The organism is Duganella sp. FT27W (assembly GCF_009295655.1).
GTDB lineage: Bacteria > Pseudomonadota > Gammaproteobacteria > Burkholderiales > Burkholderiaceae_D > Rugamonas > Rugamonas zoogloeoides.
Map to the genome: position 1 here is coordinate 74,617 of NZ_WHIV01000001.1, position 14,153 is coordinate 88,769.

At 53.2% G+C, this 14,153-nt stretch carries 5 protein-coding genes; all 5 read left to right on the forward strand.

All coding sequences use genetic code 11. The features are described from left to right. Positions 1 to 2: 2 nt before the first annotated feature. The 5 genes from brxC to brxL are packed head-to-tail and all read left to right on the forward strand — an operon-like array spanning position 3 to position 14,081. Positions 3 to 3,650 (forward strand): BREX system P-loop protein BrxC, encoded by a 3,648-nt coding sequence (gene brxC / locus F8197_RS00385; protein ID WP_152879050.1) that lies wholly within the window; start codon positions 3 to 5, stop codon positions 3,648 to 3,650. Further along, the gene (gene pglX, locus F8197_RS28710; protein ID WP_227011999.1) at positions 3,651 to 7,673 is read left to right on the forward strand and encodes a BREX-1 system adenine-specific DNA-methyltransferase PglX; all 4,023 of its coding nucleotides are present in this window, start codon (positions 3,651 to 3,653) and stop codon (positions 7,671 to 7,673) included. After that, the gene (locus tag F8197_RS00395; RefSeq protein WP_152879052.1) at positions 7,670 to 9,478 is read left to right on the forward strand and encodes a DUF262 domain-containing protein; all 1,809 of its coding nucleotides are present in this window, start codon (positions 7,670 to 7,672) and stop codon (positions 9,476 to 9,478) included. The genes pglX and F8197_RS00395 overlap by 4 nt, the downstream gene beginning before the upstream one ends. Continuing rightward, complete coding sequence (locus tag F8197_RS00400; RefSeq protein WP_152879054.1) at positions 9,475 to 11,997, forward strand: PglZ domain-containing protein; 2,523 nt, start codon at positions 9,475 to 9,477, stop codon at positions 11,995 to 11,997. Before F8197_RS00395 ends, F8197_RS00400 begins: the two co-directional genes overlap by 4 nt. A 5-nt stretch (positions 11,998 to 12,002) precedes the next feature. Beyond that, complete coding sequence (brxL, locus tag F8197_RS00405) at positions 12,003 to 14,081, forward strand: BREX system Lon protease-like protein BrxL (RefSeq protein ID WP_152879056.1); 2,079 nt, start codon at positions 12,003 to 12,005, stop codon at positions 14,079 to 14,081. Positions 14,082 to 14,153: the final 72 nt, after the last annotated feature.

Genomic DNA, 14,153 nt, shown 5'->3' on the forward strand with positions numbered 1-14,153 from the left:
ACATGACGATCAAAAAACTCTTCGACCCCAGCAAGAACATCAATCGCAGCATTGAAAAGGTCATCACCTATGGCGTGTCACAAGAGGCGCGCCTGAAATCGGAAATCTCCGAATATGTGGTCACCGACAGCATCGACCAGCAGTTCGAGAATCTCCTGCTCAAAATGGAAGCCGCCATGGATATTGGTGGCGAAAATGAAGTCGGCGTCTGGGTGTCTGGTTTCTATGGCTCCGGTAAGAGCTCGTTCACCAAGTATCTGGGCTTGGCATTTGACGATCGCATCACCATTGATGGCGTCCCATTCATCCAGCACCTTAAAGATCGACTCAAGCGCCAGCAAACCAAATCGTTGCTGTCGAACGTAGCCAAGCGCTTTCCAGCTGCAGTGCTGATGTTGGACCTGGCCAGCGAACAGGTCGCCGGTGCGACCATGGAAGAGGTGTCGACGGTCCTGTTTTACAAGGTCCTGCAATGGGCGGGCTACTCGCGCAATCTTAAGGTTGCTGCGCTCGAACGCAGGCTTAGGAAGGAAGGCCGCTACAATGAATTCCTGGATGCGTTCAAAGAAGCTGCAGGTGGTGAAGACTGGAACAACTACCGCAATGACGAGTTGGTGGTCGACAGCCTCATTCCTGAGATCGCTCAAAAGCTGTACCCCACGCTTTTCAAGACGCCTACCTCGTTCACCACCGAATTCAGTGAGATCGTCGTCTTCGAAAACGACCGTGTGCGTGAAATGCTGGAGATTGCCCGCGAGGCGTCGGGGAAGGAATACATCATCTTCATCATTGATGAAGTCGGTCAGTACGTTGGCCCGCGGCCCAACCTGATCCTGAACCTCGATGGTCTGGCGAAGAACCTAAAAAACATCGGTGACGGCAAGGTGTGGATTGTCGGTACAGCGCAGCAAACACTTACCGCTGATGATGCGAAGGCCGCCCTCAACTCGCCGGAGCTCTTCAAGCTCAACGACCGCTTTCCAATCCAAATTGCTCTTGAATCCAACGACATCAAGGAAATTTGCTATACGCGGCTGTTAGGTAAGTCGTCAGCAGCGGAAGCCGATTTGGGAGGGTTGTTTGATCAGTATGGCCAGCAGCTGCGCCAGAACACCAAGCTTGTCGATGCGCGCGTCTATGGCGTCGATTTTGATCGCAAGACCTTTGTCGATCTCTACCCGTTCCTGCCTGCGCACTTCGACATCCTGCTGCACTTGCTCGGCGCACTGGCCAAGTCCACGGGTGGCATCGGCCTGCGCTCGGCGATTAAGGTGGTGCAAGACATTCTCATTGACGGCTCTGAAGGCAAGCCCGCTGTGGCAGAGAAAGCCGTGGGATGGCTGGCGACCACGGTAACGCTGTTTGATGCACTGGATAAAGACATTAAGCGCGCCTTCGCCTCGTTGCACGCCTCAGTGGAGAAAGCCACCAAGATCCGCTTCTCGCATTCCGAGCTGCATCAAAACATCGCCAAAACGGTCGCCGTTCTGCAAATCCTGGGCAACCTGCCCATCACCCGTCAAAACGTCACGAGCCTGATGCACCCCAGCATCGCCGGGCCGTCTCAGGCAGACGCAGTGGCCAAGGCAGTGGAAGATTTGATCAACGACCCCATCGTTCCATTTGGCGAACAAGACGGCAACCTTTGCTTCTTCAGTGAAAAGCTCAACGACATTGAGCAGGAACGCAGTCAAGTCGCACTGCGCGGCGTCGAGCTGCGCCGCATCTTTAATGAAGCGTTGACCAGCGTCTACGCACCATTGCCCGCAACCCAATTGCACGGCTCCTATGCCGTAACCACCGGCCTCAAGGCGCAATCGGCAGGCAACGTATCAGCATCTTTGGCCGGTGAGCGCAACCAGATCCAAACCATTGTGGAGCTGGTTGATCCCAAAGAAATCGATAACGCACGTTCCCGGCTCACTGACGAGTCGCGTCAAAACTCGTCCAAGTTCAACATCTACCTGGTCGGCCGCAACACGCCGGAAATGGACGAACTGACGGCCGACATCCACCGCTGCCGAGAAATCGCCAACCGCTACCGCAGCGATCCGGATCAAGAAATCCGCGAATACTGCAACGGCCAGGCTGACCGAGCTGAGCACCTCAGCACCAAACTGCGAGCGCAGATTCAGCGCAGCCTGTTGCAAGGCTCGTTCATCTTTCGAGGCCAGGTTGTTGCGGTCGATACGCTGGCGACCGAATTGCTGGATGCCGCACGCAAGCACCTGAGCGAAGTCGCTGAACAAGTTTTTAATCGCTACGCAGAAGCCCCAGTGCGCGCCGGAACCGAGCTCGCCGAGAAATTCCTCCGGGTCGGCAATTTGTCGGGCATCACCAGCGCGCTCGATCCGCTGAACCTTGTGCAGACCCAAAGCGGACGCCACAGCATTCGCACCGACCACCTGGCCATGGTCAGCATCCGTGACTACATCGATCGCAATGGAACCGTGGATGGAAAGCGCCTGACCGACGTCTTTGCCGATGCGCCCTTTGGTTGGTCAGCAGACACCCTGCGCTATCTGGTGGCAGCCATGCTGCTGGCTGGTGAGATCAAGCTCAAGGTGGCGGGACGCGAAGTCACCGTCAATGGTCAGCAAGCCATCGATTCCATCAAGACCAACAACACCTTCAAAAGCATCGGTATTTCATTGCGTGGCGGTGATCGTCCGTCAAACGACGTACTAGCGCGCGCTGCAACCCGGTTGACCGAACTCACTGGCGACACCGTCGTACCGCTGGAAGACGACATCAGCAAAGTCACTACCAAGCTCTTTCCACCGCTGCAGCACCAATACGGCCCGCTCACAGAGAAGCTGCGCGGCCTCAACCTGCCAGGTGTAGATCGACTGCAAAACCTCACCCACGAAATTAACGACGTGCTGCTCACCGATGCGTCGGATTCGCCGCGCCGCTTGGGCAACGAGCAGTCCGAGCTGTTCGAAAGTCTCAAATGGGCCGCCGAAGTCAAACTCAAGTTGGAGCAAGGCCTGGAGCAAACGCTGCGCGATCTGCGTCAGCACTGTACGGCGATTGCCAACCTGCCGAACGTGGCCTTGCTGGCCACGCTGAAAGAAGAGTTAGCTGAAGCACTCAGCCTCATCGAGGAACGCCTGCAGCAGGCTGACTTCTATCGTTTTGCGGCCGATTTCAGCACTAGCCTCACCACCATTCGCGCCCGCATTCGCGATACCGTGATTGCGATGCAAGACCTGCTCAAAACACGGATCAAGGAAGCTGAAGTTGACCTTAAGCGCGTGCCGGAATGGATCAAGCTCACCCAACAAGAGCAAGCCGAACTACTGGGCAACCTTGAGCGCCTGATTGTGGATGTAGCCGCCGACCTGGCGGGCCTCACCACCATGCTCAACAAGGACTACGAACTGCAGTCGCAGGTGCAATCGCTTAAGCACCGCATTGAGCGTTTGGGACAGCAGCGCATCAAGGAAGAATTGGAACGTGCTCAGGCTGAAGTGCCGACCGGTGAGACACCCGAGATCAAGCAGCCCGTCGCGCGCAGCATCAAGGCGCGCACCAAGATCACCACAATGGACGACCTGGATGCGCTGATCACGCAACTGCAACAGCTGCGTGGCGAACTGAAATATGCCCACGCTTTTGCCGTCAACCTCGAACTGCAGGACAAATAAATGGCCTTCGATCAATCCACACGGGGCCGCCTGCAAAAGCTGGTTGATAGTTGTCGCAGCTTGCTGTCCGATGAGTTCAGTATCCAGCTTCAGCAAACCTATGGCCTGGACCCCAAGACCGGTGGAGTCACGCCCATGGCCCGACTTACCCATCTGGACGACCGGCAACGCCACACTGCTGAAGTGCTGCGCCAAACCCTGGCGCACTACCTCGGTGCAGATGTAAACGACACCGATCACCGCATCGCGGTGCTCGACCGTATGGTGCGCGAGCAAGCCTTTACCGTGCTCAACCGTTTGGCAGCACTGTTGATGATGGAATCGCGTGGACAACTGATCGAGTCGGTCAGCAAAGGCTACCAATCGCGTGGATACCAGTTGTACAGCAAGATCGCTGGTACAGCCCTGGGTGAAACCGGCCAAGCTTACCAAGTTTATCTGTTCAGCGTGTTTGATGAACTGGCACAAGAGCTGCCCGCCCTTTTTGATCGCTATGCCGCCAATGGCTTGCTGTTCCCACGCGAGACCGCGTTACGTGCGCTTCTGGATCAACTTAATCATTTCGAGATCGAGCAACTCTGGGCAGAAGATGAAACCATCGGCTGGATCTACCAATACTTCAACTCGCCGGAAGAGCGAAAGGCCATGCGCAAAGCAAGAGCTCCACGGACAAGTCGCGAGCTCGCTGTGCGCAACCAGTTCTTCACGCCGCGCTACGTGGTGGAATTCTTGGTCGATAACACGCTGGGGCGTCTTTGGTTTAACGCCACTGGCGGAGAAACGGATCTGCGCGACCGCTGCCAATACTTGCTGATAAAGTCTGATGAGCAACCGCAAGCAGCCATCAAGCTGCGCGACCCGCGCACGCTGAAGCTGCTAGACCCGGCCTGCGGCTCCATGCACTTCGGCCTGTATGCCTTCGATTTGTTCGCTGAGATCTATCGAGAGGCCTGGTCCTGGGAACAACAATGTGGACCAGGCTCATTGGATGTTTCAACGCAGCCCCAAGCTGCGCTAAAGCCGCTTTGCCAGACCTACGAAGACCAGGCGGCATTTCTGCGTGATGTGCCGCGTCTGATTATCGAAAACAACATCTACGGCGTGGACATCGACCCACGCGCCGCCCAGATCGCCACCTTGGCGCTGTGGCTGCGGGCACAGCGTGCTTGGCATGATGCCGACGTAAAAGCTAAAGATCGGCCATGCATTGCGCATGGCCACGTAGTAGCAGCAGTTGCACCGCCAGCAGAGCGTGAGTTGCGCCAGCTGTTTGCCAAGCAACTTGATCCACTTGACGCAGACCTGTTCGAGAGGACCCTTCAGATGTTGAGGCATCTCCCAGAAATGGGGATATTGCTTCAAGTAGAGCGAGATCTTCCTCAATTAATCCAGCAGGTATATGTGGGCAAAGGCACTGGCTTGTTTGCCCAGCAAGAACAAGAAAGTTGGCAGAAAGCTGAGTCACGTCTACGTAGCGCGCTTAGTGCATTCGCGCAGACTGCAAAAAGCACTTATCAAAGCCACTTATTCGCGCAGGATGCCCTGCAAGGATTGCGACTGGTAGATATGTGCAGCGAGGTATTTGACGTCATAGTTATGAATCCCCCTTTTGGCGCCCTTAGCCTTGGCAGCAAAGAGAATCTAACGAAGTCATATCCATTTTCGAAAAATGATCTGCTTGCAATTTTTGTCGAGCGAGCTCTAGAGCTCCTACGTCCAGGAGGGAGAGTTGGAGCCATTACTTCACGTGCATGCTTCTTTCTCTCCAGCTTTGAAAAATGGCGAACAAATGTCGCACTAAAGAAAGGTGAGCCAGAGTGCTTTGCTGATTTCGGCCATGGGGTGATGGATGATGCAATGGTGGAAGCTGCAGCATACGTTTTTCGGAAGCCTATTAGTGACCCCAAAAATGGAGCGAAAAATTTTCCATGCATTCGAGCGCTCAAAGACGAGGATAAGAATTCCGCACTCCTAAAGGCCGTAAAAAATACCGACGACAGCAATTATTTCCTTGCGGATATTGATTCGTTTGAATTTTCGCCTGGCAAAGCGTTTACCTATTGGGTGCCAAAAGAAATTTTGGAAAAGCTCAACAAATTTAAACCAATTGAAGGAAGTCAAGCAACGGTGAAAGTTGGCCTACAAACCGGCGATGACTGGAGATTTCTACGTCAATGGTGGGAGGTTGAAAATACAGCTATTGCTGATGCATCTAAAGTGAAAAATGATGGTCAAGGCTCTTATCCGGAAAAAATTAGAAGCATCATTCGCAACCAAACAACGAGCGGGAGTTGTAAGTGGGCGATGTATTCGAAAACGGATTATTCAGCGCCTTGGTACTCTCCGCTTTTGCAGGTAGTTAATTGGAAAAATGATGGAGATCATTTCCTTCATTTTTTTGATGCAAATGGAAAGCTAAGAAGCCGGCCTCAGAATTTGGAGCACTACTTTCTCCCCGGATTTAGTTACATGCTCCGGTCATTCAGGCTTGTTCCGTACATTGTTCCTGCTGGAGCCGTTCCAACAGCCGGCCGATCGCAAGTTTTTCCTCTAGGGGAAGATGTATTAGATGTGTTTGCTATTTGCGCATCTAATCTAGGAAGTGCTGTAGCTCGCTTTAACGGGGAGAAATTTGCATGGCCAAAATTTCAGGCTGGCATGGTTCAAGGGATTCCATCTACCAAATTTGGTCTGTCGTTAAAAGAGCTTCTCCAGGACAAAGTCAAAGGCGAAGTTGACACTCGTAGAAAAATATTTCAATTGCACGAACCATTTATTGAGTTTGTTTTGCCTGCATATTTGATGAATGTAAAAGAATCGCTGTCATGGCAAAAGGACTCTTTGTTAGGGCATGAGCTTGAACTGAAAGTCGCTTCAGCTTACGGTTTGAGCTCGCAAGAGTTCGAAGCACTTGAGAAGGATATTCTTGAGGCCATTGAAAGCCAGTCAAAAATAAATTGGTCGGATGATGACTCCGATGGTGATGAATCAGACGATGATTCAGACACACCGGAATCGGCCGAAGTTATTGACGAAAGCCCTAGGTCAATTGCAGATGGCTTCATATCCTATCTCGTAGGATGTTCGTTTGGCAGATGGGATATTCGAATTGCAACGTCCGACTGGAAACAAGGTGGAAACATTGATCCGTTTGCCCCAATTTCTTGTCGCCCTCCGGGTTTCCTCCGAAATGGTGCCGCAACGTATTCAAATAATGAGTTAGAAGATATTTATCCAATCAGCGTATTTGCATCTGGTGTTGTCGCTGAGGATGGGGCAGGTAGTGATGATCTTGTTAAAAATTTAGAGAAAACACTTAGATATATTTTTAATTCAGATTTAGACTCCAAGGAGCAAGATTTGCTTTCGAAATTGCAGTTCCCTTCCGTACGAGACTACATAAAAAAGCCCACAGGATTTTTTTCCGACCATCTGCGACGCTACTCCAAAAGCCGTCGCAAAGCGCCTATCTATTGGCCGTTGTCCACCGCCTCCGGTAGCTACACGCTCTGGGTTTACTACCCATCCTTGAACAATCAGACGCTGTTTACAGCGGTCAATGATTTCCTCGACGGTCCCAACGGGAAACTGACGCAAGTCAGCCGTGAGTGCGCAGAGTTGCGCATGAAGGCCAGCAGTCTGTCTCGCGATGAGGTAAGGCAGTACGAAACGCTGCAAGCCTTCGAGCAAGAGCTCATCGATCTGCGAGACACCTTGCTCAAGATCGCTCCGACCTACCAGCCCAACCGTGACGACGGTGTTCAAATTACTGCTGCGCGGCTGTGGCCGCTATTCCGCCACAAGCCCTGGCAGAAGGTATTGAAAGACACCTGGACCAGGCTGGAAAAAGGCGATTACGACTGGGCGCACCTGGCCATGGCCTACTGGCCGAATCGTGTGCGCGAAAAATGCAAAACCGACAAATCCCTCGCTATCGCACACGGGCTGGAAGATCTGTACGTGGAGCCGGAGGCGGCACCCAAGAAAACGCGTGGCAGAAAAAAGGTCTGGGGTGAGGAATGATCCAGGACGTCAAAGCATTCCCCGTCAGTTTTTACTTCAATCCGGATGCGGCCACTTCATTCTTCATTCCCAAGTACCAGCGTGAGTACGTTTGGGGGTGGTCGAACTGGGATGCGCTGTTCAACGATCTGGATGAGTCGCCTTCTGGTCACTTCTTGGGGTCGATCATTTGCGTCAACGGCCAGAAGGACTCGATGGCAGGTGGCAAGCTGGAACTGATCGATGGTCAGCAGCGCTTTACCACCATCAGTCTGCTCTTCTGCGCGCTGTACGACAAACTGAAGACAAACCCTGAACCCGATGACGACTTCAACGTTGAGATGGTGAACCTGAAGAACCGCATCTTCATCAAAGCGAACAATCAATGGCGCTTTGAGCCCAGCGAGCAGATGCAGAACAAGGCTGACTTCCAGCGGATTCTGAGTGAGCTTTTCCCAAAGCTAGTGACCGCACCCAAAGGACTGGCCAACTTCGGGAATCGCCGTATCGCGAAGGCTTACAAGTATTTCCGTGAGCGGCTTGCGCCACTGACCATTAGCCAGGCCGTGGCGCTGCTTGAAAAACTCAAGTCCGCGATCTTGGTCAAGATTGAGGTTCAAAGCCATTCAGACGCATTCATGTTGTTCGAGTCGATCAACAACCGCGGCATCCCGTTGTCGGCCATCGACATCATCAAGAACAACTTGCTGGCAGAGCTCGATAAGCGCCCTGACTACGGTATAGACCGGGCGTTTGATGAGTGGAAGGACTTGATTGAATTGCTGCCTGATCCGGTCGTACAAGAGCGATTCTTGCGGCAGCTGTACAACGTGTTCAATTACCTCAAGCGGGTGGAGGCCAGAGGTTGCTCAAGGGCAACCCGCTCCAACCTCATCACCATTTACGACACCTTGTTGCGCAAGCGCCCGGTCTGGCTTTTCCACGCTCTGCAATCCCAGGGAAAGATCTATTCGGCGCTGCTCAATCCGGCAGCCGCCAAAGATCAATGGAGCGAAGTTACTGCAGCCAACTTGCAGGACCTGCAGCGCCTCGGTGCCGCACCCGCTTATGCATTTTTGCTGTGGGTGAGCCAAGTTGCACGGAGTCAGGTGTGGGATGAAAGCAAGGCGCTGAGTCAAATGGCCTGGCTGCTCACCAAGTGGTTCTTCTGGCGGAACTTGACTGACATGCCGCCAACCCGTGAGCTCGATCCGATGTTCGTGGAGTTGATTGGTGAGCTGCTGCAAGAGATGCGTTCGCAGTCGATTGCAAAGCTGGACGAATTTGTGAAACACGCGAGTGACTGGTTACTAGCACGTGCGGCCCCCGAAGATGTGTGTGATGCCCGCCTGAAGGGCAATGTGTACCTCGACAATTACGAGTCCACTCGTTTCATGCTGTGCAAGCTGGAAGAAATGCATCAGACCCGCGAGAACAAGCGCGACCTGTGGGCGCACGACACGAACGATCGTCCCGTTTTCACGGTTGAGCACATCTTGCCAAAAACAGAAAACCTTGGCCCAGGCTGGGTGGCCATGCTGGAGTTCAACAGCAAGGGCACTGCGGACGCCATACGCCAGCGCTGCGCCCACCAGCTCGGCAACCTGACCCTGAGTGGGTACAACTCCAAACTCGGCACGATGGAATTCATGAAGAAGCGTGACCGCCAGAACGACAAGGGCGACTTCATCGGGTATCGCAATGGGCTTTATTTGAACGCTGATTTGGCCCAGCGCACCGAATGGAATGAAGCCGCGATGACGGCACGAACAGACAAGATGCTCAAGGAGGTTAAGTCCATCCTGAGCCTAAGGAGCAACTCATGAGCATTGCTAAATTCATTCAGAACAAAATTCTTCGCCCCCGTTTGCAAAAGACGGGCAGTCTGGTTGTGTATGACCCTGCAGGGCACTACCACGATGTCTGCAACGGTTTGGCCGACGAAAAGCTGCTGGTTGTAGATGCATCAAAGAGCAGCATCGAGAGTCGGGTTGCTGCGATGCAGGGCTTGCGTGATGTGATCGATCAGCAGCTAGCTGGAATCTTGGTCTATGTGCCTGCAAAAGCGCCAGAAAGCGATGAACAACGGCAGGCTGATCCATTCGCGCCCATTGCCGCAGCAGGGGCGATCTTTCCCGAAGGCGATGGTGACAGTTTTGAGAGCCTGTGTCTGAAGGCGAAGCCAGATCACGCCACGGCCATACGGGCCATCTTTAAGCAGGATGCTTCGCCAAGTTTTGCGGTGGTGGATACGATTGGTGGCGGCTTGGGCTGGCCCAATTTGCGTGCGCTACTGGCAGTCGAGTCCGCCCGGGACATTCTGTTTGCACTGCTTGTGCCAAACGATGCGCAGCAAACGGCATTAAAAGGTAGCGACAGCTGGGTGACGGAGGCACGTGATTTGCTCCGCAACAGCATGGGCCTGTCATTGAAGACCCGGGGTAAGACTTGGGATTCGGTTGCCAATGAGCTGTGGCGCTTTGTCTTGTTCAGCGAGTTTGTGTTTGATCTGCCGGGTGCTTTGCCCGCCAGCCTGAGCGATGTGCCGCGAGCAGAAACGCAAGCCAAACCCTTGATCGAATACCTGTGCGATCTGTTGCGTAATGATCGCCGTACGCAGAGTGTCTATATCGACCGTGCGGAAGAAATTGAGAAGGATCTCAATCTGGTCAGCCAATTTGGAGGCTGGTCTGATTTGGGCGACCGCGACACCTTCCCATTTGAGGAACGCACGTTTTTGAGCCGAGCGATCGAAGGCATCTTGCGTGATGACATCGACCGTGTGCGGAGCATCTCAGAGCGTCATCAGCAATCGGTGTGGACAGGAAAAGGCGAAAGCCGCGCCCAGTGGGATTTGATTCAATCAGCCACAGAGCTGCTGCAAACCTGCGATGACATGGAGCGGCAACTCTCAGACAACGCACGCAATCTTGATGTGCTGCTGGCCTTTTACGTGAGCAGCCTGCGTGAAGCTGATCGCTTGCATCGCGAGTTTGAACAGGCAGTTAGCGATTACGACTGGCAAGACGCGCAAGGTGTCATGACGCCGGTTAAGCAGCAGGTGCGTAAGCAGTACGGCAAGCTGGTAGCGAAGGTGCAGTTGATCTTTACTCGCCATGTCGAGCAAAGCGGATGGCCGCTGGCTGGACAGCTATCGAATGCTGATGTGTTCGACCGCATCGTCGCGCCCAAGCTGCAAAAGAACGGCCACAGGGTGGCGTACTTCATGATCGATGCGCTTCGCTATGAATTGGGTGTGGCGCTGAAGCGGCAGTTGACGGAAGACGGACAGGTTGAAGTGCAGGCTACCATGGCGCAGCTCCCAAGCATCACTCCAGTAGGCATGGCCAGCTTGTTGCCCGGGGCTGGTCAGCAGCTTCGCATCAAGAATGACGCACAGAGCCTGGTGCCAATGCTAGGTGACCAGGTGGTGGATACGGTTGCGCAGCGCATGGATGTGTTTCGGAAGAAGTATGGCCAGCGCTTTGAAGAGGGGCGTTTAGAGGACTTCGTTCGCGGTCGTTTCGATTTTTCGCCGGAAACCGATTTGTTGGTGCTGCGTGCGGTGGAAATTGATAGCCACTTTGAAAACCACCCCGACACTGCCCCTGCAGAGATTACCAATGCGCTCAAACGGATTCGCGTCGCCATCCATAAGCTGAAAGAGCGTGGCTTTCACGAGGTGGTGATCGCGACAGATCATGGCTTCTTCATGAACACCCACGCGGGTGCGGGAGATGTCTGCAGCAAACCCGCTGGCAACTGGATTGGCATCCATGACCGGTGCGCGTTGGGCGATGGTGCTGGCGACGGTAATCACCTGGTCGCTTCAGCAGAGAAGATGGGCATTCGCGGAGACTTTGCCAAGTTCGCTGCGCCACATTCGCTGGCTGCCTATCGCAGTGGTTTGCTCTATTACCATGGCGGCATTTCTTTGCAGGAATGTGTGGTGCCGGTAATCACAATGCAGTTGAAAACTTCCAATCAACCGACACTGCATAAAGCATCTGTGGCGATGAGCTACAAGAACGGTGCCAAGGCCATCACCACACGTATGCCGGTGATTGACCTTGCGGCTGAAACGGCAGACATGTTTTCAACTGAAAACGAGTTCGAAATTTTGCTGGAGGCACACGACAGCAAGGGCGAAGTTGTGGGCGAAGCGAAGGCCGGCGGCGCAGTTAATCCAGCAACTGGGACATTGTCATTGAAGCCTGGCGACAAGGTTCAAGTCACGATCAAGATGCAAATGGATTTCGAGGGGAAATTCAAAATAAAGGCTTTGCATCCAACCACTTATACGGTGTACTGCCAACTTGACTTGGCAACAGACTACGCGGTGTAAAAACTATGAATGAACTCGACCAAAAGCTGACAGCCACCTTTGATGGCAAGGTGCTGCGCAAGGATTTACTCCATCGGATTAAGAAGGGAACCAACGTCCCAACTTTCGTGCTAGAGTTTTTGCTTGCGCGCTTTTGTGCGAGTGATGATCAGGCCGAAATGGATTCAGGCATGGAGGCGGTGCTTGCCAGCCTGCAAGACAACTATGTAAAACCTGACGAGGCCAATGCCGCGCAGTCAAAGGTGGCAACCAAAGGCAAGCACCGCTTTATCGACAAGGTCCATGTTCGGTATGTCGAGAAGGAAAAGCGCCACTGGGCATCGTTGGAGAACTTCAATTCACAACGCATTGCCATCGGCGAGAAATTCTACCGAGACAATGACCGCCTATTGGAGGGCGGCATTTGGGCTGAGGTGACGCTGGCACATAACGCGATCGAAGAAGACGACTACGCGTTTTACATTGAAGATCTGCGCCCCATCCAGATCAGCCGCTTTGATTTTGACCGCTACTGTGAAGGTCGCACTCAATTCACCCGTGACGAGTGGATTGCGGCGATTCTGCGCACCGTTGGCCTGGAACCGACAAAGTTGTCCAAGCGCGTGCAGATGCACTTTATTGCGCGCTTGGCAGCTCTCGTTGAACCCAATTACAACTATATTGAGCTTGGGCCACGCGGCACTGGGAAGTCGTATTTCTTCAGCGAATTTTCGCCCTACGCCACATTGATTTCAGGTGGTCAGGCAACCAAGTCGGCGCTGTTCTACAACAACGCACGCCGTAAGGTTGGACTGGTTGGCTTTTGGGATACCGTGGCTTTCGACGAGGTGGGTGGCATCAAAGTCAAAGATCCAGACACCATTCAAATCATGAAAGATTTCATGGCGAACGGCCGCTTCTCGCGTGGTGCAGAGGTTATCGCTGATGCCAGCCTGAGCTTCGTTGGCAACTTCGATCTATCCATCAGTCAAGTGGTCAACTCAGTTGAGCATGATCTTTTCCAGCCATTGCCCGCTGAGTTTGATTTGGCGATCATGGATCGATTCGCGGCCTATATACCTGGCTGGGAAATGCCAAAAAACAGCAGTGAATTTTTAACCAGTAGCTATGGGTTCATCACCGACTATTTGGCAGAAGCATTTCACTACCAGTTCAAGCACACCAATCGGTACGAAGAGGTCAGCAAACGCATCCGACTTGGAAAGAGCGTTGAGGGCCGTGATGAAAAAGGCATCAAGAAGACCGTTTGTGCCTTCCTGAAGATTCTTCACCCCACAGGTTCTCCAACAGATGAAGAGTTCGAAGAATATATTGCCTACGCAGTCGAGTGCCGTCGGCGTGTGAAGGAGCAGATGAATAAACGCAAACCCGATGATGAGTTTGCGCGTATCGATCTTTCATTCCTGAATACACAAGGGCAAGAGGTTGTTGTCTATTGCCCTGAGTCCAAGGATGCTCCTGCCACACAGCAACCGTTGAGGCGACAGCTCAACGAAAAGCTTGCGCCTGAGCGTGACGTTGCGGCAGAGGCCATTCAAAAGCCGCGAGTGCCCGAGTCTGCAGTCGGGGTCGAATCAACGGCCCCTATCGTCGCCCCCGTTCTTGTAACAGATGAGTTGGTGGAGCGGCACTTTACGATCATGTACGGTGACGTCGGCCACAGCTACGAGTCGATCATTGGTCCCTACCTACGAGGAGCAAAGACGGTCGTCATTGAAGACCCGTACATTCGACTCCAGCACCAGATCCAGAATTTCGTCCGCTTTTGTGAGTGCGTATTGAAGGCCGGTACAGTCAAGAAAATCAATCTCATCACTGGATACGACGACAACATGCAGTTGGCAGATATTGCGGAGAAACTGGAAGAGTTAAAGCAGAGCCTGCTTGAGATGGATGTAGAACTTGAGGTCAAACTTAACCCGAATATACACGATCGGGAAATTCGCCTGGACAACGGCTGGATTATCAAAATCGGGCGCGGCCTAGATTTTTACCAGAAGCCTGGTGGGTGGTTTGAGGTGGGGGCCAACGACTTGACCCTGCGCAAGTGCCTTGAAACCAAGGTGGACATCTTTCGCGCGTAGTTCCCACAACGTTGGACGATCCATCAGCGCTAGGTGAATCTTGTAGATTGACATATAGGCATTCATGGAAAA